Consider the following 26,473-nt stretch of genomic DNA (forward strand, 5'->3'; position numbering starts at 1 on the left):
TGGTCCCACAGTAAATGAGGGGCGGGCGGGAGCGTCCGCTCCGCCCGCCCCGTCAACAGTTCTTACAGCGCGTTCATGAACGCGGTCTTGCTGTCGGCCGGACTGCGGGTCGGACGGCCGATGTCGGCGCGGTTACCGGGCCGGACCTTGATCTCCAGCAGCGACGGGCCGCCGTGCTCGCGCAGTTGCGCGACCGCGGCGGCGATGCCGTCGACGGAGTCGGTCGCGGTGGCGTAGCGGTAGCCCAGCGCCTTGGCGGCGGCCGGAACGTCCACTTTGTCGATGGACGTCGGCTGGCCGCCGACCGAGTCGTGAACGCCGTTGTTGAACACGACGTGGAAGTAGCTCGCCGGTGCGTGGTCGGCGATGACGGCGAGGCTGCCCAGGTGCATCAGCAGGGCGCCGTCACCGTCGAAGCACCACACCTCGCGGTCCGGGTCGGCCTTGGCGACGCCCAGCGCGATCGAGCTGGCGTGGCCCATGCCGCCGACGGTCAGGAAGTCCCGGTCGCCGTCGAGCGAGTTGTTGACGCGGTACTCGAACAGTTCCCGCGACAGCATGCCGGTGGTCGACACGATGGCGGCCTCGGTGCCCACGGCGGTGGCCGCGGCGATCAGGGCCTCCTCGCGGGACGGCAGCGGCGAGTCGGCCTTGGGCAGCTTCGCCGCGTCGGAGAAGGTGCCCTTCTCGACCAGCAGCACGTACGGGCTGTTCTTCTCGACGGCCTCGGCCAGCGCCTCGTCCACGAGCTTCTCGGCCTCGTCGGGGTCGTGCGGCAGGATCGACCACGGCAGGTCCATGGCCTCGACCAGCTCGCGCTGCACCGCGCCCTGTTTGACGTGCTGCGGTTCGTCCTTGACGCCGGGCTGGCCGCGCCAGCCGACGACGACCAGCATCGGCACGCCGTAGACCTCGGCGTCGGCCAGGCTCAGCAGCGGGTTGACGGTGTTGCCGAAGCCCGAGTTCTGCATGTAGACCACGGCGGGCGTCTTGGTCTTGAGGTAGTGGCCGATGGCCAGCCCGACCGCGGCGCCCTCGTTGGCGGTGATGACGTGCCGCTCGCGCGGCAGCGCGGCCTGGATGTGGCTGCCGAGCTGCTTGAGCAGGCTGTCGGGGACACCGGTGTAGAGGGTGACGCCCTTGTCGCTGAGGTGGTCGACGAAACGCTTGGGATCGACGCTCATGCCAGGTTCTCCGGGATGATCGCCAGGGCTTCCTTGATGTTCGCGATCTGCGAGTCGACCTCGGCGGACCGGCCGTTCTCCAGGATGGAGGTGGCGACCGAGGCCATGGCCTTGTAGGAGGCGCGCATCAGCTGGTTGGCGTAGATGACGACGTTGACGCCGCGCTTGGCGAACTCGTCCTCGACGACGGTGTTGTAGCTGGTCGGCACGACCACCAGCGGAACCCGCTTGGGGAACTTCTGGAACAGCTCACAGAACTCGAAGACCTCGTCGGGGGTCTTCTGTCGCGAGTGGATCATGATGCCGTCGACGCCGCCCTCGTCGATGTAGGCGCGGGCACGCTTCACGGCGTCGTCCATGCCCTGCTCCAGGATCAGCGACTCGATGCGCGCGATGACCATGAAGTCCTTGGTGACCTGGGCCTTCTTGCCGACCTGGATCTTGTGGACCATGTCCTCGATGGAGCACTGGGTCTGCTGGGCGCCGGTGCCGAACAGCGAGTTGCGCTTCAGGCCCTCTTTGTCCTCGATGATGATCGCCGAGACACCAAGGCGCTCAAGGGAACGCACGGTGTAGCTGAAGTGCTCCGGCTTGCCGCCGGTGTCACCGTCGTAGATCAGCGGCTTGGTGGTGACGTCGAACAGGTCGTTGATGCCCTGCATCCGGGAGGCGGGGTCGACCAGCTCGATGTCGGGCTTGCCGCGCGCGGTGGAGTCGGTCAGCGAGGAGGACCACATGCCGTCGAACTCGACCTTGCGTCCATTGTGCTCGGCGGTGGTGGTCTCGATGATGAGACCGGTCAGCGGGCTGTGCGATTCCATGATCCGCACGATCGGCTTGTTCTCGATCAGGCGGCGCAGTCGCGACAGCCGTACGTTCGGGGTGGTGCCGACCTCTTTGACGGACTCGTTGAGCTGGGTGGACGAGATGCCCTCGGTGTAGCCGACCTCGACCAGTTCGCCGTTCCACTGGGCGAGCGCGTCGATGACCCGCTGCCGGGTCTGCTGCTGAACGCCGGTCTTCCAGTCGTCACCGTGGACGACGAAGTTCGGCTTGAGCTTCTCGAGGTTCTCGACGTAGTCGAGGGTCTCCTGTGGCACCACCGCCGCGACGCCCTTGATGTTCTCCACGACAGCCTTGCGCTGTTCGTAGGTCATGTGGGGCAGGCGCTTGTAGCTGGCGATGGCCGCGTCGGTCAGCAGACCGATGGTGACGTCGCCCAGCTCGGCGGCCCTTTGCAGGATGTTGATGTGCCCGGGATGGACGAGATCGGCGCTCATCCCCACATAGACGGTGGGCTTGCTCGACAAGGTTTCTCCTCTTACTTTCACACAGAGAATGCTCGCCTCGACGTACGGGCGCGCACCATCGCGACACCACCGGACCGGGTCGAGGCCGGAACGACCGACTGTACCGCGAATGAATTCTTCGTCCGGCGCCTACCCGATAAATCAGCTCGCCGTCACTGCCTGGTCGCGCTCGTGTGACTCGCGCGGATCACGCGGGGTCTCGTAGGTCTCGCGGGCCGCCGACAGGAACGCCCTGGTGTAGGTGTCGGCGGGGAAGTCGCCCAGGTAGTGGGTCTTCAGCGCCCGCCGCTCGCTCGCGCGCGGGTCGGCGTCCAGCAGCTGCGAGACCACCTCGGGGATGTTGGAGCCGTCGTGACGGATCACATATGACGCGGTCGACAGCGGGAAGCTCTCGGCGAACTCCTCGCCCTCGGCGAGCATGTCGGTCACGGCGAACGGCTTCTCCGAGTACAGCCAGTCGGACACGACGCCGCTGACGTCCGACACCAGCGCGTCGGCGTCGTTGAAGCAGTCGGCCAGCGTGATCTCGCCGGAGGTCTCGGCCCCGAAGCGGTGCGGGCGCCCGGTCTTGGCGCGGTCGGTGGCCAGCAGTTCCTGGACCCGCTCCAGGGCCCGGCCGGCGGCGACGTTGCGACGGGTGAAGGGGTGTTCGCGCATCAGGACGGTCGCGCCCCGGGCCAGCAGCTCGGTCACGAGCGCCTCGCCCAGCGGCAGCGAGGAGAAGTTGACGTCGGCGGAGTCGCCGGTCCAGGTCGGCGCGTACAGCACCGTCGGGTGTTTCTTGTTGGCGATGGGTTCGCGGTCAACGCGCACGTCGGCGACCTGCGGGCGGCCGACGATGCGGAACTGCTCGTCGGTGATCTTGACGCCGTAGCGGCGGTAGCGTTCCACCCCGGCCTGCCCGGCCACGAACACCCGGTCGTACATGGCGCTGACCGGGTTGCGGCTGGCGGGTTTCTCGCTGTCACCGTGCATCAGCTGGATGTGGGTCAGTTCGCCGAAGCGGACGCAGTGGGTGTTCTTCATGCTGTTGTTGACGTAGAAGACGGAGCGCAGGCTGGGCACCAGCATGCTCTCCATGGCCGCGATGGACGGGGCCACCACGATCGGGGCCGGGGTGGCGGCGGCGAAGGTCTTGGCGGTGCGGCCCTCGCGCAGGATGATCACGTACGGGTCGCCCAGCTGGTCGAAGTACGGCAGCCACATCAGCAGCTGGTAGACCGCCGAGCCCGGGCCGGAGAAGTGCACCGCGAACTTGGGCGCGTGCGCCTCGACGGCGGCGCGCACCGCGGTGTCGGTCTGGTACGCGACGTCGCGGCGCCGCACCCACACCCGCAGCACCAGCACCGCCTGGGTCAACACGACCAGCACGCCGACGGCGACCAGCGGCCAGCCCGACAGCTGGAAGGCCGCGCAGCCGGTGAAGGCGGCGATCATGCCGATGTTGACCATCGCGACGGTGCGCGGCGTGGCCCAGCGCGCCACGGTGGAACGCGGCAGCGGCAGGTTCGCGGTGTTGAGCCTGCCCATCCGCAATGCCTTGAACACCAGCGGTTCCACGCCCAGCAGGCCCAGCAGCAGCGCCCCGGCCCCGGCCAGTCCCAGGTTCAGTTCGCCGTCGCGGAACAGCCCGGTGCCCAAAAGCACGGCGGCGACGATGACGGCGCGGGCGGTGCGTCCGGCACCCGCGCTGACGGTGGTGAACAGGCCGGTCAGGAAGACCAGCGTCGCCAGGCACAGCCCATAGCCCAGCCAGGGCAGGTCAGTGAGCGCGAACACGACGACCGCGGCCGTCGGAAGTGCGCCGGGCAGCACCGTGCGCATCACGAAGCGCGACAAATTCTTTGGCATTGAAGCGGTTCAGCTCCCGGTATTCGAATACTTACGACGACCCACCGTAACAATCGGCTAACGGGATTATGGCGCACCCTTGCGCGACTCCCACCGACTCGCAACGAATGGAGGTTCTTCTTTGAGATTGAGTTGTTGCCCGCGAAGATGTTACTCGGTATAGCAATCCCGTGCAGCTGTGAAGAAAGCTTCTTCATAAGCGTCGGCGGGGAAGCCGCCAAGATAGTAGGCCTTCATCTTGTGCCTGTCGGCGGCCAGGGAATCGGTGTCGAGCAGTTCGGCGCACACCTCGTCGAGGTTGGCGGTGTCGGCGCGGATGACGTAGGCGGCTTTGGCCAGCGGCAGTTCGGCGGCCAGTTTTTCACCCAATCCGGTGGGGTCGGTGACCGCGAACGGCTTCTCGGAGTACAGCCAGTCGCTGGCCGCGCCGGAGGCGTCGGTGACCATGACGTCGGCGGCGTTGACGCAGTCGATGAGCGACATGGTCTCGCTGGTCGTCTTGCCCCACTTGTGTTCCCGGCCCGATGCCTCGGCGTCGGCGGCCAGGAGCCGTTCCACGGCGTCCAGTTGCCGGGCGGCGGCCGGGTTGCGGCGGGTGTAGGGGTGCGGGCGGACGATGACGGTGACGCCGCGCGCGATCAGGGCGGCGCAGATGTCGCGGGCCATCGGCAGCGAGCAGAAGTTGACGTCCTCGGACAGGCCGGTCCAGGTGGGCGCGTACAGCGCCACCGTCGGCGTGTCGGCGGCCTTGGCGCGGGGCCCGACGGTGACCTTGGCGACCTGCGGGTGCCCGACGATACGGAACTTCGCGGTCGGGATGTCGATGCCGTGGTTGTGGTAGCGGTCGATCCCGGCCTGTCCGGCCACGAAGATCCGGTCGTACATGGCGCTGATCGGGTTGTAGCTGGCGGGTTTGTCGCTGTCGCCGTGCATCAGCTGGATGTGCGTCAGGTGCGCGAAGCGCACGCACTGGGCGTTGTGCATGCTCTGGTTGACGTAGAACACCGCTTTGACGGTGGGGACCAGCATGCTCTCCAGGTCGGTGATCGACGGCGCCACCACGATGGGGGCGGCGGTGCGGGGCGCGAAGTCGGGCAGGAACTCCCGGTCGCGCAGCACGATCAGGTAGTCGTCGCCGAGCCGGTCGAAGTACGGCAGCCACAGTCGCAGCTGGTATTCCGAGCCCTCGGGAGCGGCGAAGTGGACGATGAACCGCGGCGCGTGCGCCTTGACGGCGGCCAGCACGTCGTTGTCGCCGGAGTGGGCGCGACGGCGTCGGCCAAGCCATTTCTCGACGGTTCCAGCGGCGAGTCCGGCGGCGGCCAGGCCGCAGGCGACGGTCACGGCCCACTGTCCCCAGCCGAAGGCGCTCGCGGCGATGAACGCCAGTGACAGAACGGTGATCAGGGCGAAGGCGGTGCGGGGGTTGTTCCAGCGTTCCAGGCCGGAGCGGTTGACCGGCAGGTTGGCGGTCTCGAGCTTGCGGACGGTCAGCGCGGTGACCAGGCGCGGTTCGAAGGCGATGATCGCGATGAGCAGCGTGCCCGCGATCGCCCAGGAGTAGCCGACGCGGCCCTGCGAGCCCATCGCGAGGCCGATCAGGATCGCGGCGATGGCGAGGATCCGGCCGATGAGGTGCTGGCCGAGGCCGTCGGCGCGGTACCGGTAGCAGCCGTAGCCCAGCGTGGCCAAGCTCAGCAGGTAGCCGGGCCACGGCGTCGGCAGCAGCAGCATCGCCGCCACGGCCGCCAACGGGAGTCCGTTGGGGGCGGCCACGTCGATGAGCCTGCGCGCGAGGTGAGCCATTCGTCTACAGTGTCCTGTCGCGGAGCAGCTCGGCCGCGACCCGCAGATCGCCGGGGTAGGTGATCTTCAGGTTGTCCTCGCTGCCGGGCACGATTCCGATCGCCATGTGTGGAAGATAGCGGCGCACCACTCCGCAGTCGTCGGTGGGAGTGAAGTTGACGTCGGCGACGGCCAGCTCGTGGGCCCGGGCGAGCGTCCGCAGCCGAAACGCCTGCGGGGTCTGGCAGCGCCGCAGCCGGGAGCGGTCCGGGATGCCGCTGATGAGTTCGCGCGGCCCCGAAACGTCGACCTCCACAATGGTGTCGGTGGAGGGCACGGCGACGGTGACCGCCTCCAGTTCGTCCAGCGCGGTGACGCATTCGGTGACGGTGGCGACGTCGACGAGCGGACGCACCGCGTCGTGCACCAGCACCTTCGTGTCACTCGGATGGTCCGACAGCGCCGCCAGTCCGGCCCGCACCGAGGCGGCCCGGTCGGCGCCGCCGGGCGCGACCCCGCGCACCTTGCCGAAACCGTAGGACTTCACCAGTTCCTCCACGACGGCGACGTGTTCGCGGGGCGGGAACACGAAGATCTCGTCCACCTCCGGCGTGGCCTCGAAGACGTCGAGGGTGTGCGCCAGGATCTCGCGGCCGTCGATCTTGATCAGCTGTTTGGGAAGCGCCGAACCCAGCCGTGTTCCGGTGCCACCGGCGGGCAACACCGCCACGACAGGCGAACTCACGCCGCCAGCTGCCGCTCGATGTCGGCCGCGGACAGGTAGAGCTTGTAGGTGACCGCGGCCTCGGCCAGCAGCAGCAGCACGATCGCCGCGATGGTCACGCCCAGCACCAGACTCGTCAACGGCGCGATGATGAACACCGCCATCTGGTACTCCACACCGGAGAAGACGTGCGAGCGGACCCGGTGCCGGACCAGGAAGTCCCGGAAGTTGGAGAACCAGCCGAACTTCTGCTTGAAGGAGCCCTGGACGTCGACGACCGTGACGCCGGCGTCGGTGGACTGCGCCGCGGGCTTGTCGCCGCCGATCTCCAGCTGCGCCTCGTCCTGCAACTGGAGCTGGTCGACCGTGAGCCCCTGCGCCGCGGCCAGCTTCGCGCGCATCTCGCGCCGCAGTTCCTTGAGGTACAAGGCGTTGAGGTAGCGGAACATGTCACAGAACACGACGGCCACCGCGAAGTAGAAGTAGATCGTCTTCCCGGTCTGGACGTACTGCCCGGCGAACAGCGTCACGGTGCAGATCAGCACCCGCAGCCGGTCGCAGATGTAGTCCAGCCAGCCGCCGAACAGGTTGCCGCCGCCGCGAACCCGCGCCAGCTTGCCGTCCATGCAGTCCACAGTGAAGCTGAGGTGGAACAGCAGCGCACCGGCCACCAGCCACGGCCAGGTGCCGAGGGCGAAACAGGCCGCCGAGCCCAGTCCCAGCACGAAGGCCAGCACCGTCAACAGGTTCGGAGTGACGAACCGCCAGGCCGAGACCCACCGCACCGCCGGACCGGCGATAGGGTCGACGAGGAACACCGTCCACCACGAGTCCCGTGGCTTGTAGGTGGCAAGCACCTGCTCTTTAGTTACGCGCTGCACTCGAAGATCCATTCGCCGTGACCTGACGCACGAGATTACCAAAGCCTGCCTCGGTGACTCGGGCGCGAGAAACGGCACCGATAATATGTCCAATACCGCGCGAATGCTCACTGGTGGAGGGCACCGCGTAGGCTCAAGCTTTCCTTTCCGTTCATGTAAGGCGTTTCAAGCAAACGATGACTGAAGACGCGATCATTGAGGCCCACGACCTGGGAGTCCGCTTCGCCAAGGGACGCAGGCGCAATGCCCGGCTCCGCGAAGTGTTCACCCGGCGCAACCGAAGCACGACCGCCGCTCCGGCCCCCGAGTTCTGGCCGCTGCGGCACCTGAGCTTCGAGATCCAACCCGGGGAGGCCGTCGGGGTCATCGGCTCCAACGGCACCGGGAAGTCGACGCTGTTGCGGCTGTTGGCCGGAGTGCTGATCCCCGACGAGGGACAGGTCATCCGGCGCGGCCGGGTGGCGCCGCTGATCGCGCTGTCGGCGGGGTTCTCCGGCGACCTGACCGGCCGGGAGAACGTCCAGCTGGTGGCGTCGCTGCACGGCATGGACCGCAAGACCCTCAAGTCCAAGTTCGACGAGATCGTCGCCTTCGCCGAGGTCGAGGACCACATCGACACCCCGGTGCGGCACTACTCGTCCGGCATGAAGGTGCGGCTGGGCTTCTCGGTGATCTCGCAGCTGGAGCACCCGATCCTGCTGGTCGACGAGGCCCTTGCCGTGGGCGACAAGCGCTTCAAGAAGAAGTGCTACAAGACGATGCGCAACCTCCTCAACGAGGGCCGCACCCTGATCCTGGTGTCGCACAGCGAAAGAGACCTCACCAAGTTCTGCACCCGGGGCATGTTCCTCAACGCCGGGGAACTCGAGGTCGACGGCACCGTCGACGACGCCCTGGCCGCCTACCAGCTCTCCGAGGACCAGAAGGTGCCCGCCTGATGCGGGCGGTCCTGCTCGCCACCACACCCGGCGCCCGGGCGGCGGTGGACGAAGAGACGGTCTCGCAGCGACTCATCCGGCAGATCGGGAGCTTCAAGCCCCGCGACATCACGGTCATCACCCGCCCGGAGTACCGGGCCGGGCTGCCCGCCGGTGTCACCGTCATGAGTTCGGAGGGCGTGCGCGAGGACCTGCGGCTGCTGTCGGACCTGGCCGCGGCCGGGGAACCGCTGCTGTTGGCCTGCGCCGACACGGTGCTGCCCGACACCGCGGTGTCGGCGGTGATGTCCGACCCGACCTCCCGCAGTGGCGTCCTGGTAGGACAGTCCGATGGGGCTCGTCCGCTGGACGTCCCGGTGTTCAAGGACCGCGGGCTGGTGCTGTCGGTGTCGACCGGCTTCCACAAGGTCGCGCGCCCCAACGCCGTCGCCAGTGGACTGCTCAAGGTCTCGCAGCCCTTCATGGACGACCTCGACCACGGCCTGGGACAGCTTCGCGACGACAGCGTCGCCGACCTGGCGCCCGGCGCCGACGCCTGGACGCTGGTGCTGCTGGCGCTGGTACGGGGCGGCACCAAGATGAACGCCTACGCGGTTCCCGGTCTGCCCTACGGCCGGGTCGCCGGTGAGGCGGGCGCGCGGGCACTGCTGGCCGACATCAAGGACACCGACGAGGACGCCGTCCGGCTCGACCTGTGCGTCAAGAAGGACGACGACCTCTTCGCGACCTACTGCATCAGCTCGTACTCCCGGCACGTGGTGAAGCTGTGCGCCAAGCTGCGGCTCACCCCGGTGGGGGTGACCTGGCTGTCGATCCTGTTCGCGCTGGGGGCCGCGGCACTGTTCTTCCAGGCTTCGCGACCGGCGCTCATCGGCGGCGCGGTGGCCATGTACGTCAGCTTTGTCCTGGACTGTGTGGACGGACAGCTGGCCCGCTACAAGCATCGCTTCACCAACTTCGGCGGCTGGCTCGACATGATCGCCGACCGGGGCAAGGAGTTCATCCTCTACGCCGGTCTGGCCGCGGGCGCCGCCTCCCAGGGCCTGACCTGGGCGTGGCCGCTGGCGCTGGCCGCCATCACGATCCAGACCTCCCGCCACATGGTCGACACCTGGTACGGCGTGCTCCAGGACCAGGCGACGCTGCGCGGCGCGGTCCGCGAACTGACCGACCCGGTCGACGGCTACGCCGCCCCGTCCGCCGGTGGCGGTTCCGGCGGCGGCGCGGGCGCGCTGGCGGCCAAGATGGGCCGCAAACTCGGCAAGCTGTCCGACCAGTTCGCCGCCCACCGCCGCTCGCCGTCCTACTGGTTCAAGCGCACCATCGTGTTCCCGGTCGGGGAACGCTGGCTGGTCATGGGTGTCGGCGCCGCCGTCTTCGACGGCCGGATCGCGCTGGCGGCCCTGCTGACCTGGCAGCTGATCGCCCTGACCTACATCCTGGCCGGACGCGGCCTGCGCGGCTGGGCCGCCAAGGTCGCCGTCCTGGACGACGACACCGCGACCTACCGCGACGACGGACCGCTGCGGTCCATCCCCATGCCGCTGAGCCTGCCGCCGCTGCCGGTGGTGCTGTTCGGCCTGGTGGCCGTCACGGGCGGCGTCGTGTGGGCGGCCCTGGACCACGAGTCCGGCTGGCTGGCCTCGCTGCTGGCCGCCGTCGGGCTGCTGTTGTCGCTGACGACGGCGCGCCACCGCCACGACGGCCCCTTCGACTGGCTGATCCCCGGCATCCTGCGGGCGGCCGAGTTCGGGCTCATCATCACCGTCGGGCTGGCCGCCGAGGTCCCGTCGCCGCTGACCTTCGGGCTGCTGGCGGTGCTGGCGCTGTACCACTACGACCTGGCCGCCCGGATCGACAAGGCCGCCTCGCCGATGCTGTCGCGCGCGGCGGGCCTGGGCTGGGACGGCCGCAGCCTCGTGGTGCTGCTGGCGCTGATCCCCGGCATCGGCACCTGGGTGTTCGCGATCCTGCTGGGCTACATCGCGCTGGTGTTCGTCGGCGGCGCGCTGGCCGGACGGCGCGGCAAACCCAAGGCCGTCGCGGTGGCCGCGTAGCGTCCGACTTCGAGGGCGCGAAGCGGCCAACCGGCGCCGATCCGGCAACCGTTGGCCCGTCTCAAACGTGCATCAATGGGACGCTGTGCACACTCCCGTCGATGACGGTCGTCAGTGGCGAGTGGGCATTACCATTGGATGCGCATTCGCCTTTGTCCGGCCGCGGTTACGGGAGCACGAGGGCGGTGGCCCACCGTGAGTTTCGTGTGTCACTGGTTTCTCGGAACCTGGCCTGCCCGGGCCAGGCGCTGATACGGAGGCACCGCCCCCTCAGAAAAGTGAGTCGACGCTGTGAACACGACGCCCCCTCCCAGACCCTTGTGTGTCACCGACAGCCGGTGATGGCCCGATGACCCGCGCCTCTTCCGGCACGCCCCGTCCCTCGCCGAGCGTGGTGCGCGGAGCGCGTTCCGACAACGTGGTGAAGCGGCTGTACGAGCGGTCGCTGCCGGAGTCGGCGCGCGGGCTGATCCGTCGGCGGGTGCCCGTCGGCGCGCGGTTGTGGGTGCGGCGCCGGCTCGCCGACCTCGGGGCGGCCGTCATGGGCGTGTTCCAGCTGGCCCGGCGCGCGGTCACGGGCTGGGCCCGGTCGAACAATCCGGACGAGCGGATCGTGACCTTCGACGGTCGCAGCGTGGTCGCGGTGACCACCGCCGCCCTGGCGCCGCTGTCGGTGCAGCGCTCGACGCTGAAGCTCGTGTGCGACGCGCTCGACGCGGTCGGGGCCGAGTACTTCCGGGTGCGGGGGACGGCCCGGCTGGCCTCCCAGATCGGGGTCCCGGAGCCGCAGCGCCGCCTGGTCGCCGCCGCGATCGCGGGGCTGGCCCGTTCGCACGCGATCTACGTCGCCGACCCGGAACAGCCGCAGCGGTTGCGGCGGCTGCGCGGATCCCGGCCGCTGTCACGGGACCAGAACCTGCTGCGGCTGGTGCGGTTCCACGCCGACGCCTCCGGCGGCGTCGTCTTCGGTCCCGAACACCACTGCGACATCGAGCTGTGGCAACCCGAGCCCGGCGACCAGCTGCGGGCGCCGCGCCCCAACCGGTGCGTCGAGTTCGTCGGCCGGAGCGGGGAAACCGTCGAGGCCGGTGAGTCCACCTTCACCTCGCTGACCGGGCACGGCGACGAGTCCCAGCCCCGCTATCGGACGCGGCCGGAGTTCCTGGGGCTGCTGCCCGACGACCACACCTTCCCGATCGACGCGGTCTTCACCTGGGTCGACCAGGCCGACCCGGAGTGGCAGGCCCGGCGCGACGCGGCCATCGACGCCACCGACACGACCGGGCTGCACGGCCATTCGGCCAACAACGCCCGCTTCGTCAACCGCGACGAACTGCGCTACGCGCTGCGTTCCCTCAACACCTACGCGCCGTGGATCAACCACATCTGGATCGTCACCGACCAACAGCGTCCACAGTGGCTTGATGTTCGACATCCGAAGCTGACCGTCGTCGACCACAAGGACATCTTCGAGGACCCCAACGTCCTGCCCACCTTCAACTCGCACGCGATCGAGTCCCAGCTGCACCGCATCCCCGGACTGTCGGAGCACTTCCTGTACTTCAACGACGACATGATGCTGGGCCGCCCGATCGGACCGGACCAGTTCTTCACCGCCGCGGGGGTCGCCAAGGTGTTCCCGTCGCCGCGCAAGCTGGGCGTCTCGCCGGTCAGCCCCGAGGACGTCCCGGCCACCGCCGCGGGCAAGAACACCCGCACCCTGATCGAGCGCCGGTTCGGCCGCACCACCTCCGCCCAGTTCCTGCACTGCCCGTACGCGCTGAACCGGGAGGTGCTGGCCGACATGTGGAGCGAGTTCGAACCCGAGCTGCGGGCCACCGCCGCCCGGCGGCTGCGGCACCCGCGCGACGTCTCGCCGACCTCGTCGCTCTACCAGTACTACGCGTACTTCCGGCACCGGGCGCTGTTGTCCCCCATCACCACCAAGTACGTCGACATATCGACCACACGGGCGTTCGAGCGTCTGCAGGATATTCTGGCCACTCGTGCGTACGCGACCATCTGCGTCAACGACACCCAGTCCCCGCCCGAGAAGGAAGCCGAGTATCTGCGCATCGTGACCCGATTCCTGTCCGCGTATTTTCCCCAGGCCGCACCATGGGAAGTGTGAACTACATGTCGTCGAGCCCGGTCGCGTGGGATCCCCCACTGATCGAGGTCCCCACCGTCACCAAGGCCGAACTGACCGGTCTGCCGGTGCGGGGTGTCCGCCACAACTTCGCCGAGTATCGGGGGCGCGCGCTCGACGCCGCCGCGCCGCTGGCGGTCCGGCAGCACAACCTGACGCTGGTGAGCGCCGCCTTCGACGAGGCCGGGGTGCCGTACTTCGCGGTGCCGGGACTGGACGACCTGACCTCCTGCCTGGCCGTGACGCTGATGGACCGGGACCGGGCCTGCGCGGTGCTGCGGCGGCTGTGCCAGGAGACCGACGGCTATATGTCGATCCTGCACCCGGTGCCGCCGGTGCGGCAGGAGCCGCGCGCGGGTGGCGACAAGGAGGCGTGGGAGCAGGCCGGTGACCCACGGGTGGTGCGGCTCAACTGGTACTGGACCGACCCGGACCACAAGCTCAGCTTCGGGCCTGAACACGGCTGCGACGTCGAGTTCTGGCGCCGCGACGCCAAGGTGCGGCTGATCTCGCCGCGCCCCAACCGGGTGACCCGGGTGGTGCCGGTCGACGGCGCGAGCGTCGAGGTGGAGGCGCGCCGGTTCACTCGGCTGCTGGACGGCGCCGCGACCACGCTGCCGCCGGTGCGGTCGCGACAGGAGTTCTCGCACACCACCCCCGACGCGGTGGAGTTCCCCGTCGACGTCGTCTACACCTGGGTCGACGGCACCGACGCGGCCTGGCAGCGCCGCCGCGCCGAGTGCTCCGGCGAGGTCTACCACGTCGAGGCGGCCAGCGACGCGCGCTACATCAGCCGCGACGAGCTGAAGTACTCGCTGCGCTCGGTGCACCAGAACGCGCCGTGGGTGCGCAACGTCTACATCGTCACCGACGACCAGACGCCGCCGTGGCTCAACACCGACGACCCCCGGGTGCGGGTCGTCGACCACCGCGAGATCTTCTCCGACCCGTCGGTGCTGCCGGTGTTCAACTCGCACGCGATCGAGTCCCAGCTGCACCACATTCCCGGGCTGTCGGACCAGTTCCTGTACTTCAACGACGACATGTTCCTGGGCCGTCCGCTCACCCCGCAGCGGTTCTTCGAGGCCAACGGACTGTCCCGGTTCTTCTTCGCGGGCTCGCACGTGCCGCTGGGGCCGATCACCGAGAACGACACCCCGGTGGACGCCGCCTGCAAGAACAACCGGGAACTGTTGCGCGACAAGTTCGGCAAGACGATCTCGCAGACCTTCCAGCACGTGCCGTACCCGCTGCGGCGCGACGTCATGTTCGACATCGAGAAGGACTTCGAGGAGGCGCACCAGCGCACCGCCGCCAGCCGGTTCCGAGCCCTGACCGACCTGTCGATCCCGTCCTCGTTCCAGCACTACTACGCGTACTTCACCGGCCGGGCCACGCCCGGGAAGCTGCAGTCGGTGTACATCCAGCTGGCCGTCGCCGACCTGCGGGAGCGGCTGGACCGGCTGCTGGCCCGCCGCGACGCCGACGCGTTCTGCCTCAACGACGCCTACTCGACCCCCGAGGACATGGAGCGGCAGAACTCGCTGCTGCTGCCGTTCCTGGAGTCGTACTTCCCGGTGCCGTCGCCGTTCGAGAAGAACCCGGGTGCGTCGCCGTGAAAGTCAGTCTGCTCCTCCACAACGCCTACGGCGTCGGGGGAACCGTCCGGACGGTCTACAACCTCGCCCACGCGCTGGCGGGCAGCTGCGAGGTGGAGATCGTCTCGGTACTGCGTCGCCGCAAGACCCCGGTCTTCGACATCCACCCGGCGGTGACGCTGCGGTCGCTGTTGGATCTGCGCCCCGGGCACGGCGACCGCGACCACGAACTGTCCCGCCGGGCCTCGGCCATCGTGCCGCCGGACGAGGAGTTCGCGCGGTTCTACAACGCGCTCACCGACCAGCGGCTGGAGGAGTTCCTGTCGCGCACCGACGCCGACGTGGTCATCGGCACCCGGCCCGCGATAAACCTGTACGTGGCCCGGTTCGGCAAGGCGTCGAGTCTGCGCATCGCCCAGGAGCACATGACGCAGTCGCTGATCCCGCCGAAGGTGCGCGCGGAGATGACCCGCCACTACGACGGACTGGACGCCAGCGTCACCGTCACCGAGGCCGACGCGCGGGCCCTGTCGGAAACCCTGCGCGACAACGCCGAGCGGCCGCACGTGCTGGCAATCCCCAACAGCGTCCCGGCGCCGCTCGTCGAACCCTCCGATCGGGACAACAAGATCGTGGTGGCCGCGGGACGGCTCGAAGACCTCAAGCGTTACGACGTCCTGATCCGCGCGTTCGCGATCGTCGCCGACAAGCGCCCGGACTGGCGGCTGCGCGTCTACGGCGACGGCCCGGTCCTTGGCGGCCTGAAGAACCTCACCGAACTGCTCAACCTGGGCGACCGGGTCGCGTTCATGGGCCAGTACTCGCCCATCGAGGCCGAGTGGGTCAAGGGCTCGATCGCGGCGGTCACCTCAGACCTGGAGTCCTTCGGCATGACCATCGTGGAGGCGATGCGGTGCGGACTGCCGGTGGTCAGCACCGACTGTCCGGTGGGGCCGCGCGAGATCATCGACGAGGGCGTCACGGGTTTCCTCGTCGACGTCGGCGACAGCGCCGCCGTGGCCGACCGGCTGCTGCGGCTCATCGACGACGACGGCCTGCGCCACCGGATGGGCAGCCAGGCGCTCGCGCTGTCCGGTGCCTACGACCCCGCCGTCGTCGCCGCCCAGTACACGAAGCTGTTCAGCACGCTGCTGGAGCACAAGAAGGCCCGCACCCAGCGGCAGCTGTCCACCTCGTCGCTGCGCACCACGGTGACCAGCGCCCCCGCCGTGGCGTCGGCGAAGTCGGCCGCGCCGGTGGTGCGGCGGCCGAGCGTGATCACGGCGGCGGGCACCGCCCTGGACCCGCCCAGCAACGTGGTGCGGGTGCTGCCCCGCTACTTCGCCCGGTCGGTGGAGCTGAGCATGTCGCGCTACGGCCGACGGCACCTGTACAAGCGGACCCGGCACATCGTGGGCTCCCGGCTCGGCGAGTTCCTCAACCATCTGGACGCGCGGTGGTCGCGTTCGGCCTCGACGACCACCGTCGACGACGACGGCGCGGTCCGGGTGCGGCTGGACGTGCCCCGCAACGTGCGCAAGGACTTCGCGCTGGAATGCCAGCTGCGCGGCACGACCACCCGGTTCACCGTCGACCTGGAGTCCGAGCCCGACACCGACGGCCCGCTGCGCCGCCTCACCGGGGTCTTCCCCGCCGACGCGCGACCGGCCGTCGACGGCGTCTGGGATCTGTACCTGCGCGCGGTGGGCGGACGGCGGCACCGCATCACCGCGGGCACCCGGGACGTGCGGGCGCTGCTGGACCCGGCCCGCCAGCCCGGCGACGAACCGTTCCGCTGGCACATCCCCTACGCGACCCAGAACGACCGGCTCAGCATCCGCAGCTTCCAACGGGAACGGCACGCCGAACTCGACGAGATCGCCGTCGAGGGCGCCGGGCTGGTGCTGCGCGGCCGGGTCTTCGGCGTGACGCCCGGCCCGACGCCGCCCCGGGTGGTGGTGCGGGCCCGCCACAGCGACGACATCGAGGTCTCCTACCCCGGCGTCTGGCAGACCGGACGGGACTTCCGGTGCGAGCTCGCGCTCGACCGGCTGGTGCGGGTGCGGCTGACCCGGCACGACGACTTCGACGTGTGGCTGGTCGCCGACGAGGGGGCCGAACCGATCCGGATGCAGCGCATCCTCAGTGACATTCCCTGGAAGAAGGACATGAACCGCTACCCCGAGGTTCGCGTGTCCGAGGAGACGGACGAGCTGCTGGTGCGGGAATACCCTGAGCCAAACTTGTTCGTGAAGCCGTATTTCACCCCCGCGGAGGAGTTCTCGATCTTTGTATCCGACAAATGACATCCTCGGGACGCCTCCGCGCCCGGTGCCCGGACGCGTCGTGTGATGACCGACCAGCACCGTGTCCCGCCCCAGCCGGGCGGGCGGGCGACGCGGTTCCCCGTCAAGCGCCGGGTGGTCCTGGGCACCGCCTTCGCCGGTGGCGCCGTGGCGACCGCCGGGCTGCTGTTGCGGCCCTGGCAGTCCGACCCCGCCGCCGGTACCGACGAGACCGGTGACGGCCGGGTACACATGCAGATCGTCGCGCACCCGGACGACGACCTGTACTTCTTCAATCCCGATGTGGCCCAGTGCATCCGGGACGGCAAGCCGATGGTCACGGTGTGCATCACCTGCGGTGAGGGCGACGGCCGCAACGGCCCCGACACCGAGGAACAGGACTACGAGTCCTATGTGGCGGCACGCTACAACGGCCTGCGCGCCGCCCACGCCGACATGACCCTGAAGAAGCCGCTGGCCGAGTGGACCCGCGAGAAGCTGAAGTTCAAGGCCGGGCCGACCGCCGAGCTGGCGACGCTGAAGTCCGAGCCCAGGATCCAGCTGGTGTTCCTCAACCTGTGGAGCAACGCCGAGAAACCCGGCGTGAAGGGCCGCCGGCTCAAGCAGCTGTGGGAGGGCGAGACCGACGAGCACGAGACCCTCGTCCCGGCCGCCAGCCCGATCGGCAAGAAGTACGGCTACGACCGCGAGACGCTGCTGAAGGTGCTGGCCGAGCTGCTCGACCGCTACAACCCGGTCGTGGTGCGGACCATGGACCCCGACCCGGACGCGCAGGAGCACGACGCCGCCAACCCGCGCTACGCCGACCAGAAGGGCTACTCCGACCACGAGGACCACACCCCGGCGGGCCTGTTCGCGTGGGAGGCGCTGCGTTCCTGGTGGAAGGACGGCAACGGCGACAACACCGTCGTGGAGTCCTACCGGGGCTACTACGGCCGCCGGTGGCCCCGCAACCTCAGTGCCAAGGCCCGCAAGGACAAGGGCCGCACCATGAACGTCTACGCCTGGCGCGACGAACGCGAGTGCGGCGACCCCAACGGCTGCGGCGACCTCAACATCACCGGCAAGGGCGTGGGGACGGCCTACGGCGCCAGCACCACCTACCGGTACTCCGGCGACACCGGCTGGCTGCGCCGCACCGGCGACAAACGGCTGTTCGCGGCGCTGGTGCGCGGCGGCCGGGCGGTGCAGTGGCTGGAACCGGAGTCGGGCTCCGACGAGACCAACTCGTTCAGCCTGGTCGGCACCGACCTGATGCTGCCGTCGCTGAACACCTGCACCTCGGGGGCGGGCGTGTGGCACACCGTCGGCGTCACGGCGGCGTTCACCGAGGAACCCGGCTCGCACACCCGCAACCTGCTGGTGCGCGACTTCACCTTCACCGGCGCGACCGGGCAGTGGCGCAGTCTCGGCAATCCCGACGCCGATCGCAAGGGCCGCAAGCGCCGTGGCGTGGGAATGCCGGTCGCGGTCGCGGTGGGCGAGGGACGGCTGCTGGTCGCCGCGCGCAACTACGACCGCAGTGTGTCGGTGCGGCACCGGACCGCCTCGGGCTCCTGGGACGACTGGAAGCACCTGGACGGCCCGGTCGTCCAGGACGGACTCAGCGCCGTCAGCCTCAAGACCGACACGGCCGACATCTTCGCCAGCGCGGCCGACGGCGTGGTGCAGTGGCACCGCGACGGCGGCTCCTGGGACCAATCCACCTTGGACACGGTGGTTCCGGCCGGGCCGCCCACCGCGGTCGCGCTGCCGGACTCCCGGGTGCTGCTGCTGGTCCGCGAGGCCGAGACGGCGCGGCTGTTCGGCTACGTCGGCGACGGCTCCGAGGACGGCTGGAAGGACGAGCTCGATCTCGGCGGCGACGGCGGGGTCGGCTCCATCGCGGCCCTGGCCCCGAAGTCGTGGAGCGGCCGCGTCGGCATCGCGGTGCGCAACGACGCCGGGACCGTCAGCGTGACGGTGCTGGACACCAAGCGCGACAAGAAACCCAAGTGGCGCGACGGCGGCCCGGTCATCGTGCACATGCCGTCCCTGGCGCTGGACGGAACCGGTCGGCTGACGGCCGGGGCGATCGACGCCGACGGCAGACTGCATCTGGCCCGGCAGGCGCAACCGGGCATCGGGGCGCCCGAGAACTGGACGGTGGTGGCCCGCTGAGGCCGGTGCGAACCGAGCCTCAGAACTCCAGCGAGCCCAGCACGGTGCGGCAGGCCTTGGCGATCTCGGCTTCCTGGTCCTTGTACTGGCAGCCGACCTGCACCATGCGCTTGCCCTCGAAGAAGTACTCGGCGTCGTAGGTGATGAACTGCTCGTCGCCGGTCTTGGTGGCCTGTTTGGTCCACTTGTGGAAACCGGGGTGGCCGTTGGCGACGGCGGCGTAGGGGTCGCCCTTGCCCTGGTTGTCGACCTTGTCGTCGTACTGGCGCACCAGTTCGAGCAGTTCGTCGCGGTCGAGGTCGGTGGTGTCGACGTCGATGACGTAGGAGGCCACGAAGATGGACTCGCTCTCCTTGCCGTCCAGGGAGAAGTACTTCACCTCGTGGTTCTTGGCCAGCGGGGTGATCGGCTTCATGTCCTTGTTCTCCTTGAAGCCCTCGGGGACGTCGTACTCGACGGCGAGCGGCTTGGCGCCGCCCTCGGAGTCCTTGTCGCCGTTCGAACCGTTGTCGCCGGTGCAGGCGGCCAGACCGGCGGCGAGGACGCCGATGAACGTGATCGCGACGCCGCGACGAAAGCGCCCGAACTTACCTGACACGGTTACTCCTTGTCCCACACTGTCAACGGACCCGAGCATACTGGCGGCGTCGGGATTCGCCATCGGCCAGCCGGGTCGAAATCGCGGCGGCCACATCGCCGCTGATCCCGGCTCAGATCGTCACGGTTCCCAGCAGCGGCGCGTGGTCGGAGTACCCGCTGGGCGGGCCGCTGTCGGGTTCGTTCTCGGTGGTGTCCATCAGGTCGGTGCGCGAGTCACAGGAGCCGAAGTTGGTGCCGCTGTCGGGCTTGCTGGCGAAGATGTGGTCCCGCTTGCGGTAGACGTGCGTGTCGTCGCCGGTCCAGGCGTGGTGCGTGGTCTCGTCGACCTTGTCGCCGCTGCCGTAGGAACGGCCGTCGCACTCGTGGAAGTTGTCCGAGATCGGTTTCAGCGTCGACGAACCCGGGAACAGGTTGAAGTCGCCGCCCAGGACGAGGTTGGCGCGGCTGGGCCACACGTAGTCGCGGACGTTCTTGACCTGTTGCGGCCGCCGGGGGTCCTCGGGGTCGGCCAGGATGTGGGTGGTGCACACCGTGGTCGGCCAGTCGGTCGTGGTGGCGCACAGCGTCGGCAGTGTCTGCTTGCTCTGCCCGGTCGGGTCCGGCGGCAGCGTCTGCTTGGACGTGAACTCGGCGTTGGACGCCTTGATGGCGATGGCGACGCCGAGTTCGCCGTTGAGGTCGCCCCGGCAGTCGGTGCGGCCGTCGGGCCGGGCGCCGCGGGCGTTGCCGATCTGCCAGTCGTCGCCCAGCGCCGTCTTGAGCCGCCCCAGGTGGCTGTCGGCGGTCTCGGCGCACACCTCCTGCAACAGGATCACGTCGAGGTCGCGCTCGGCCACCAGATCCGCGATGACATCCACTTTGGCCTGTGGATCGTCGCGGTAGGGACAGAATCCCGCGTCGCCGCGTTTGCCGCCGGCCTCGCCGCAGGTGTTCCAGGACAGGACGTTCAGCTCGGTCGCCTCGTCGGCGACCGCCAGCGGCGCGACGGCGAGCCCCGCCGCCGCCACTACTGCGGCGACGGCGAAACGGATCGATCTACGCATGGGCGCGGCTCCTCGCGGCTCTCCTCGGGTGCGAAGAGGTTACCCACGCGTTGCCACAATCAGTCCGCAGCGCGGCCGAGCCCCCGGTAGGTCCAACCGGCGTTGCGCCACAGCTGCGGGTCGAGGGCGTTGCGGCCGTCCAGGATCCGGGGCTTGGCGACCAGGTCGGACAGCGCCTCGGGGTCGACGTGGCGGAACTCTTCCCACTCGGTCAGGACGCACACCAGGTCGGCGCCTTCGACGGCCTCGGTGAGGGTGTGTCCGTAGCGCAGTTCGGGGCGGAACATCCGGGCGTTGTCCATGCCCATCGGGTCGTAGACGGTGACGGTGGCACCCTCGTTGGACATGCGGCGGGCGATGTCCAGGGCCGGGGAGTCGCGGACGTCGTCGGTGTCGGGCTTGAAGGTCGCGCCCAGCACGGTGATGTTCAGGCCGGACAGTTCCGGGCCGTTGGGGCCGTTCTCGCGTCCGCACAGTTCGGCGGCCAGCCGGACCACCTTGGTGCGGCGGTTGAGGTTGATGTCCTCGACCTCGGCCAGGAACCGCATCGACTCGCCGACGCCCAGCTCCTTGCCGCGCGCGGCCAGCGCCCGCAGGTCCTTGGGCAGGCAGCCGCCGCCGAAGCCGATACCGGCGCGCAGGAACCGGTGGCCGATGCGGGAGTCGTAACCCATGGCGCGGGCCAGCGCGTTGACGTCGCCGCCGGAGGCCTCGCACAGTTCGGCCATCGCGTTGATGAACGAGATCTTGGTGGACAGGAACGCGTTGGAGGCGACCTTGACCAGTTCGGCGGTGGCGAAGTCGGTCTTGACCAGCGGCACCTCCCGGTCCTCCATCGCGGCCAGCTCGAAGACTCCCTTGTGGGCGGCCTGCAGCAGTTCGTCGGCCCACTCGCTCTGGGCGGCCAGCACGATCCGGTTGGGGCGCAGCACGTCGTCGACGGCGTTGGCCTCCTGCAGGAACTCGGGGCTCCAGGCGACCTCGACCTCGACGTCGGGCGAGGAGTGCTTGTCGATGAGCTGCTGCACCCAGGCGGCGGTGCCGACCGGGACGGTGGACTTGCCGACCAGCAGGCAGCGGCGGGTCAGCAGCGGCGCCAGCGTCGTGACCGCCGACTCGATGTAGGCCAGGTCGGCGGAGTCGGAGTCCTTGCGCGGCGGGGTGCCGACGCACAGGAAGTGGACGTCACCGAAGTCGGCGACCTCCTGGGGGTCGGTGGTGAAGCGCAGCCGCCCGTTGTCGACGTTCTTGCGCACCAGGTCGTCCAGCCCGCGCTCGTAGAACGGCATCTCCCCGGCCGAGAACTTCTCGATCCGGCCGGAGTCGACGTCGTATCCGAGTACCTCGTAGCCCAGCTCCGCGTAACAGGCGGCGTAGGTGCCGCCGAGCGGGCCCACGCCGATGAAGGTCAGGCGGGGGCGGGGCGAACCGGAGGCGACGATGGATTCGCCCTCGTTGGGGAGACTGGTACTGCTGGCGCGCATGCGAATAGTGCCTATCGTTGATGTCTGTGCTTGAGTTTCAGTGTTTCATAGGGGCTTCGACGAGCTTAAAGCTCCTTAAGCACCATCGGCTCCAGTCGGTGGAACATCCAGCGGCCGAAGAACAGCAGGAAGACGCTGATGGCGACGCTGGTGGTGATCATCTGCCAGGTGAGGTTGTTCAGCCCTGGGATCCACGCCTCGTGATGAATCTCAACGATGACGACGAAGGGATTGGCCAGGTAGATGGACTTCGCCCACTCCGGCAGGTTGTCCGACTTCAGGACCAGAGCCAGCGGGTAGATGCTCGGCACCGCGTAGAACAGGATCCGGGTGACCAGCCGCATGAAGCGCTGCACGTCCCGGTACAGCACGTTGAGCGAGGCCAGGATGAACGCCAGTCCGGTCAACAGCACCGCCTGCAGGGCGACCGCCGGGAACAGCAGCAGCAGGTTCCAGCCGAAGGTCCCGGCGCTGATGCCTCGGCCGAGCAGCGCGAAGATGACAATGATGGGGATGCCGGCCAGGAACTCGGCGAATCGGGCCACGACCCGCGCGACCGGGAACACCTCGCGGGGCACCTTCATCGTCGTGATGAGGGACGACTGCGACGTCAGGCAGGTGGTCGCCTCACTGATCGCGGAACTCGCCCACATCCAGGCGAAGATCCCGGACACGATGTACAGGCTGTAGTCGACGTGTTCGAGCGCGCTGTCGCCACGGGCGCCAACCTGCATGACCACGCCGAAGACGAACCAGTAGATCGTCGCCAGTCCCATGGGTTCCAGCAGCGACCAGAAGTAACCCATGACGGTCTTCTGGTACTTGACCGCGAGGTCGCGCTGCACCAGCACCCGCAGTGTCTGCCGGTGCCGCCACAGCGCGGTGAGTCCCGTGGTCTTCGGGAAGATCCGCTTGGGCCTGGAGGTAACGAGTGTGTCAGGAGAGTTCATCGCAGAATTCCGTAATCCTGTCGCGCAGATCGGAAACGTCAAGTGACAGATGTTCCAAAATGGTGTACCTGCCGGGCCGGGTCTTGGGCGCGTAGGCGACCGCGACCGCGAATTGATCAACCGTAAGCCCCATGTCCGAAGGGATGCGCGGCAGGTGGTGCCGTTTCATCGCATGGGCCATTTCGCGGAACAGCTGTTCGTCGCCGCGCAGGTAAGTGGCGAACAGCGCTCCCATCCCCACCTGCTCGCCGTGGGTGGCCACGGTGGGGTGTCGTTCCTGGATCGCGTGCGCGATCTCGTGGCAGGCACCGGAAGCGGGCAACGACGTGCCCGCCACGGCCATCGCGGTGCCGCCGAGCACCAGCGCGTTGGCCAGGGTGGCGAGGAAGGTGTCGTCGCCGACGCTGCCGGGGTGCCGCAGCACCGATTCGGCGCCACCGCGGGACATGGCGATGGCCAGCCCGTCGATGGGTTCGCCGGTCTCGGTGTGGCTGAGCTGCCAGTCGGCGGTGGCGCACAGATTGGACAGTGCGTCGCCGACCCCGGAGGACAGCTGCCGGGCCGGGGCGCGGCGGACGAAGTCCAGGTCCACGATGACGGCGATCGGAATCTGTGCGCCGTAGGAGATCGAGTGGCCGTCGCGGTCCAGGGAGGCTGTCGGGGAGGCGATGCCGTCGTTGGCGAGGCTGGTGGCCACCGAGACCATCGGGAGTCCCTGCCGGAACGCGGCGTACTTGACGGTGTCGATGACCCGGCCGCCGCCGATGCCGACCACGGCGTCGAAGTTGCGGCTGCGCAGTTTGGTGGCCAGTTCCAGGGCGCCGCCGTGGGTACCGGCGTCGATGGTCAGCACCTCGGCGCGAGCCAGGCTCTCACGGGCCTGTTCGGCGGCCTCCTTGCCGATGCCGGGCCCGACGACGACGGCGACCTCACCCCCGGCGGAGATCCGCCGGTCGGCGAGCAGCTCGCCCAGATGGCGCACCGCGCCCGCGTGCACCTCGACAGCCAGCGGCGCCGTCACGGTGCGCGCTAGCAGCGGCATGCGACCTCCCGCGCCACGGCCCAGTCGGCGTGGTTGTCGACCTCCACCCAGTCCACGGCGCCGATCGGGACGGCGTGCACGTTGGGGCCCGCGTCCGCGAGCAGCTGGAAAGCGTCCTCATAGTACAGATTGGGGTCGCTGGTGTACGTCCGCACCAGCGCGTCAGTGAGCTCGGCGGCGATGTCGGCGCCGATCCGCGAGACCCCGATGTACTCGCCGTAGGCGGACTCGACCGGCATCTGCTTGGTGACGGTCGTGACCACACCGTCGGCACCACATTGGAGCTTCATGGCCTCGTCGGTGAGTTCCTTGACCGCGTCGGTGGCCAGCAGGATGCCGTCGCCCTCGGCGGCCAGCAGCGTCTTCTCGACGCTGCCAGGGTGGACGGTGTCGCCGTTGACCAGCAGCGCGCCCTGCGCGTAGAAATCGCGGGCGTGCCACAGCGAGTAGGCGTTGTTCCAGTCCGTCCGGTCATTGTGGATCAGCTCGATGGTGAGCCCGTAGCGTTCCCGCAGGGCTTCGACCCGCGCCTCGATGGCGTGTGCCGCGAATCCGACGACGATCCCGACCTCGCCGACCCCGGCGGCGGCCAGGTTCCGCAGCGCGATGTCGAGGATCGTGACGTCCCCGTCCACCGGCAGCAGCGTCTTCGGCAGGTCGTCGGTGTCCGGTTTCAAGCGTTGTCCCTGACCGGCGGCCAGCACTACACCACGCACGTTGTGATACTCCTGAGGTCGGTCTTGCCAGAAAGCGCGCCCTAGGCGGTTCGTCCGCCGCCGTACGGTGCCGCGAGCGAGCAATGATATGCGGCGACAGCGCGACGGACGCAGGCGACAATGCTACCGCGAGCGTTACTTATCGGTCATCCGCTCGCCACCAGGGTCACATCCGCCCGTTTAGAGCGTGAAGTATGGGCATACCCAAACTTATGGATCACTCAGGCATCATGAGCACCATGCCCCGCTCCTGGCAACGACTTCTGGACGGCGTCGGGCTCACCGCGGCCGCCGAACGCGTCTACCGAGCCATCCTGGCCGACCCCAGGGCCTCACCGGCCACGCTGGCCGAGGCCGCGGCCGTCGACGCCGCCGCCCTGCCCGAACTGTGCGAACTGCTGCGCGGCCTGGGTCTCATCGACACCGAGGACGACGGCACCGCCCGTCCGGTCGACCCCCGCATCGGCATGTCGGCGCTGCTGCGGCGGCAGCAGGACGGCATCGAGCGCGCGGTGGCGGCGGTGACCGACCTGACCGACGACTTCCTCGACGGTCAGACCCGCATCGGCGCCTCGCCGCTCACCGAACTGGTGCGGGGCCGCCACCACCTGGAGACCACCATCCGGGCGCTGATCACCTCGGCCCGCTCGGAGGTGGCGGTGCTGGACACCCCGCCTTACGCTGCGGCCAACAGCATCGAGCCCGCCGAGGAGTTCTCGTTGGAGAGCGGTGTCAGCAACCGGGCCATCTACGCCGCCGAGGTGCTGGAGAACCCGGAGCTGTACGACAACATCCGCAAGATGACCGCGGCGGGCGAACAGGCCCGGATGCTGCCGGAGGTGCCGCTGAAGCTGTTGGTGGTGGACGGTTCCCGGGCGCTGCTGCCGATCACCCTGGAGGGCGACGTGTCCAACAGCGCGGTCCTGGTGCATCCCTCGGCGCTGACGACGGCGCTGACGGCGTTGTTCGAAGCGTTGTGGGCCAAGGCGCTGCCGATCTTCGACCCCGTGGGCGCCACCCACGGGCCGCTCGACCCCGAGGAGCGGGAGCTGCTGGGGATGCTGGCCTCGGGCGTCAAGGACGAGGCGATCGCGCGCAGGCTCGGGATCAGCAACCGCACCGTCAGCCGCCGGGTCAACCGGCTGCTGGAACGACTGGGGGCGGCCAACCGCTTCCAGGCCGGTCTACAGGCCGCCCGGCAGGGTTGGCTGGAGGGCTGAGCATCGGTCCGCCCCGGGCCGCGAGCCGAGGGGTGGGGACCTCGGCTCGCCGCCGTGGGAAGCGGACCGCGGACCACGACCGGCGGGAGAGGGGGTCGTCGTGGCCCGCGGCCCGTTTCAGTGGCGCCTGACGTCAGGGGCGGGACGTCGGGACGCCGGGGGACACCACACCGGGTTCGGAGGTCCCGGTGACCGGTTGGGGTGGGTGGCGCCATCGGCGGTACCGCCCTCCTCGGGGTACATCGCCGGGTGCGGCGGCGGCCGGGTCGCCGACGACGCTAGGGCCGCGAACACGTCATCGGCCGCACCGACCGCACTCACCTCCCCCACGACCGTGTCGGTCACCGAGATCGTCCTGTCGCCGGTGATGGCGACGCGAGACCGCACGCCGTCGCCGGTCAGCCGCGAATCCACGAACCCGCCCGTTCGGCTCGTCGGCGTGCCGGGTGCCGACGTGTCGAGGCGCGAACCGAAG

20 protein-coding genes are annotated in these 26,473 nt (G+C 69.1%); 7 read left to right on the forward strand and 13 right to left on the reverse strand.

Translation table 11 applies throughout. The features are described from left to right. Positions 1–62: 62 nt before the first annotated feature. From aepY to SNAS_RS28045, 6 genes are all read right to left on the reverse strand, one after another. On the reverse strand, positions 63–1,184 hold the full coding sequence (gene aepY, locus SNAS_RS28020; RefSeq protein ID WP_013020865.1) for a phosphonopyruvate decarboxylase: 1,122 nt from the start codon (positions 1,182–1,184) through the stop codon (positions 63–65). Continuing rightward, complete coding sequence (gene aepX / locus SNAS_RS28025; protein ID WP_041627074.1) at positions 1,181–2,464, reverse strand: phosphoenolpyruvate mutase; 1,284 nt, start codon at positions 2,462–2,464, stop codon at positions 1,181–1,183. The genes aepY and aepX overlap by 4 nt, the downstream gene beginning before the upstream one ends. A gap of 171 nt (positions 2,465–2,635) precedes the next feature. Further along, entirely contained in the window at positions 2,636–4,345 is a 1,710-nt protein-coding gene (locus SNAS_RS28030; RefSeq protein WP_013020867.1) for a CDP-glycerol glycerophosphotransferase family protein, read from the reverse strand. A gap of 150 nt (positions 4,346–4,495) precedes the next feature. Next, on the reverse strand, positions 4,496–6,151 hold the full coding sequence (locus SNAS_RS28035) for a CDP-glycerol glycerophosphotransferase family protein (protein ID WP_013020868.1): 1,656 nt from the start codon (positions 6,149–6,151) through the stop codon (positions 4,496–4,498). 4 nt (positions 6,152–6,155) lie between these two features. After that, entirely contained in the window at positions 6,156–6,875 is a 720-nt protein-coding gene (gene ispD / locus SNAS_RS28040; RefSeq protein ID WP_013020869.1) for a 2-C-methyl-D-erythritol 4-phosphate cytidylyltransferase, read from the reverse strand. Further along, complete coding sequence (locus SNAS_RS28045; protein ID WP_013020870.1) at positions 6,872–7,747, reverse strand: CDP-alcohol phosphatidyltransferase family protein; 876 nt, start codon at positions 7,745–7,747, stop codon at positions 6,872–6,874. The genes ispD and SNAS_RS28045 overlap by 4 nt, the downstream gene beginning before the upstream one ends. A 164-nt stretch (positions 7,748–7,911) precedes the next feature. Here SNAS_RS28045 and SNAS_RS28050 point away from each other — a divergent pair, with 164 nt between their 5' ends. The 6 genes from SNAS_RS28050 (at position 7,912) to SNAS_RS28075 (ending at position 18,943) form a co-directional block, all read left to right on the forward strand. Then, positions 7,912–8,673: an ABC transporter ATP-binding protein gene (locus SNAS_RS28050; RefSeq protein ID WP_013020871.1), complete on the forward strand. Its 762-nt coding sequence runs from the start codon at positions 7,912–7,914 to the stop codon at positions 8,671–8,673. Then, entirely contained in the window at positions 8,673–10,730 is a 2,058-nt protein-coding gene (locus SNAS_RS33445) for a DUF5941 domain-containing protein (RefSeq protein ID WP_013020872.1), read from the forward strand. The genes SNAS_RS28050 and SNAS_RS33445 overlap by 1 nt, the downstream gene beginning before the upstream one ends. A 349-nt stretch (positions 10,731–11,079) precedes the next feature. After that, the gene (locus tag SNAS_RS28060) at positions 11,080–12,861 is read left to right on the forward strand and encodes a stealth family protein (RefSeq protein ID WP_013020873.1); all 1,782 of its coding nucleotides are present in this window, start codon (positions 11,080–11,082) and stop codon (positions 12,859–12,861) included. After that, positions 12,849–14,498 (forward strand): stealth family protein, encoded by a 1,650-nt coding sequence (locus SNAS_RS28065; RefSeq protein ID WP_013020874.1) that lies wholly within the window; start codon positions 12,849–12,851, stop codon positions 14,496–14,498. Before SNAS_RS28060 ends, SNAS_RS28065 begins: the two co-directional genes overlap by 13 nt. Continuing rightward, complete coding sequence (locus SNAS_RS34810; protein ID WP_013020875.1) at positions 14,495–16,783, forward strand: glycosyltransferase family 4 protein; 2,289 nt, start codon at positions 14,495–14,497, stop codon at positions 16,781–16,783. The genes SNAS_RS28065 and SNAS_RS34810 overlap by 4 nt, the downstream gene beginning before the upstream one ends. Positions 16,784–16,828: 45 nt before the next feature. Continuing rightward, a complete protein-coding gene (locus SNAS_RS28075; protein ID WP_013020876.1) occupies positions 16,829–18,943 on the forward strand; it encodes a PIG-L family deacetylase in 2,115 nt (704 codons plus the stop codon). A 19-nt stretch (positions 18,944–18,962) separates the two neighbouring features. Here SNAS_RS28075 and SNAS_RS28080 read toward each other — a convergent pair whose 3' ends face one another. The 6 genes from SNAS_RS28080 to SNAS_RS28105 all read right to left on the reverse strand — a co-directional run bounded on the left by SNAS_RS28080 (position 18,963) and on the right by SNAS_RS28105 (position 24,778). Next, positions 18,963–19,541 (reverse strand): hypothetical protein, encoded by a 579-nt coding sequence (locus SNAS_RS28080; protein ID WP_013020877.1) that lies wholly within the window; start codon positions 19,539–19,541, stop codon positions 18,963–18,965. A 112-nt stretch (positions 19,542–19,653) separates the two neighbouring features. Then, positions 19,654–20,586: an endonuclease/exonuclease/phosphatase family protein gene (locus tag SNAS_RS28085; RefSeq protein ID WP_013020878.1), complete on the reverse strand. Its 933-nt coding sequence runs from the start codon at positions 20,584–20,586 to the stop codon at positions 19,654–19,656. A gap of 59 nt (positions 20,587–20,645) precedes the next feature. Beyond that, positions 20,646–22,070 (reverse strand): UDP-glucose dehydrogenase family protein, encoded by a 1,425-nt coding sequence (locus tag SNAS_RS28090; protein ID WP_013020879.1) that lies wholly within the window; start codon positions 22,068–22,070, stop codon positions 20,646–20,648. Between the two features lie 65 nt (positions 22,071–22,135). Further along, positions 22,136–23,020, reverse strand: coding sequence for an ABC transporter permease (locus SNAS_RS28095; protein ID WP_013020880.1), 885 nt, complete (start codon positions 23,018–23,020; stop codon positions 22,136–22,138). Next, the gene (locus SNAS_RS28100; protein WP_013020881.1) at positions 23,007–24,062 is read right to left on the reverse strand and encodes an iron-containing alcohol dehydrogenase family protein; all 1,056 of its coding nucleotides are present in this window, start codon (positions 24,060–24,062) and stop codon (positions 23,007–23,009) included. Before SNAS_RS28100 ends, SNAS_RS28095 begins: the two co-directional genes overlap by 14 nt. Further along, a complete protein-coding gene (locus SNAS_RS28105) occupies positions 24,050–24,778 on the reverse strand; it encodes a phosphocholine cytidylyltransferase family protein (protein ID WP_013020882.1) in 729 nt (242 codons plus the stop codon). Before SNAS_RS28105 ends, SNAS_RS28100 begins: the two co-directional genes overlap by 13 nt. Before the next feature lie 230 nt (positions 24,779–25,008). On the opposite strand from SNAS_RS28105, the gene SNAS_RS28110 reads away from it, so the two are divergent. After that, on the forward strand, positions 25,009–25,998 hold the full coding sequence (locus SNAS_RS28110) for a helix-turn-helix transcriptional regulator (RefSeq protein ID WP_052305175.1): 990 nt from the start codon (positions 25,009–25,011) through the stop codon (positions 25,996–25,998). A gap of 117 nt (positions 25,999–26,115) precedes the next feature. Here SNAS_RS28110 and SNAS_RS28115 read toward each other — a convergent pair whose 3' ends face one another. Next, a complete protein-coding gene (locus SNAS_RS28115) occupies positions 26,116–26,412 on the reverse strand; it encodes a hypothetical protein (protein ID WP_041625225.1) in 297 nt (98 codons plus the stop codon). Positions 26,413–26,473: the final 61 nt, after the last annotated feature.

Origin of the sequence: Stackebrandtia nassauensis DSM 44728 (assembly GCF_000024545.1) — a bacterium.
Taxonomy (GTDB): Bacteria; Actinomycetota; Actinomycetes; order Mycobacteriales; family Micromonosporaceae; genus Stackebrandtia; species Stackebrandtia nassauensis.

Bases quoted from the DNA above. Each gene is read 5' to 3' on its own strand.
- SNAS_RS28060 (WP_013020873.1), top strand. From the start codon at position 11,080: ATGACCCGCGCCTCTTCCGGCACGCCCCGTCCCTCGCCGAGCGTGGTG.
- aepX (WP_041627074.1), bottom strand. From the start codon at position 2,464: ATGAGCGCCGATCTCGTCCATCCCGGGCACATCAACATCCTGCAAAGG.
- SNAS_RS28065 (WP_013020874.1), top strand. From the start codon at position 12,849: ATGGGAAGTGTGAACTACATGTCGTCGAGCCCGGTCGCGTGGGATCCC.
- SNAS_RS28045 (WP_013020870.1), bottom strand. From the start codon at position 7,747: ATGGATCTTCGAGTGCAGCGCGTAACTAAAGAGCAGGTGCTTGCCACC.
- aepY (WP_013020865.1), bottom strand. From the start codon at position 1,184: ATGAGCGTCGATCCCAAGCGTTTCGTCGACCACCTCAGCGACAAGGGC.
- SNAS_RS28035 (WP_013020868.1), bottom strand. From the start codon at position 6,151: ATGGCTCACCTCGCGCGCAGGCTCATCGACGTGGCCGCCCCCAACGGA.
- SNAS_RS28090 (WP_013020879.1), bottom strand. From the start codon at position 22,070: ATGCGCGCCAGCAGTACCAGTCTCCCCAACGAGGGCGAATCCATCGTC.
- SNAS_RS28110 (WP_052305175.1), top strand. From the start codon at position 25,009: ATGAGCACCATGCCCCGCTCCTGGCAACGACTTCTGGACGGCGTCGGG.
- SNAS_RS28095 (WP_013020880.1), bottom strand. From the start codon at position 23,020: ATGAACTCTCCTGACACACTCGTTACCTCCAGGCCCAAGCGGATCTTC.
- SNAS_RS28075 (WP_013020876.1), top strand. From the start codon at position 16,829: ATGACCGACCAGCACCGTGTCCCGCCCCAGCCGGGCGGGCGGGCGACG.
- SNAS_RS28030 (WP_013020867.1), bottom strand. From the start codon at position 4,345: ATGCCAAAGAATTTGTCGCGCTTCGTGATGCGCACGGTGCTGCCCGGC.
- SNAS_RS28100 (WP_013020881.1), bottom strand. From the start codon at position 24,062: ATGCCGCTGCTAGCGCGCACCGTGACGGCGCCGCTGGCTGTCGAGGTG.
- SNAS_RS33445 (WP_013020872.1), top strand. From the start codon at position 8,673: ATGCGGGCGGTCCTGCTCGCCACCACACCCGGCGCCCGGGCGGCGGTG.
- SNAS_RS28085 (WP_013020878.1), bottom strand. From the start codon at position 20,586: ATGCGTAGATCGATCCGTTTCGCCGTCGCCGCAGTAGTGGCGGCGGCG.
- SNAS_RS28050 (WP_013020871.1), top strand. From the start codon at position 7,912: ATGACTGAAGACGCGATCATTGAGGCCCACGACCTGGGAGTCCGCTTC.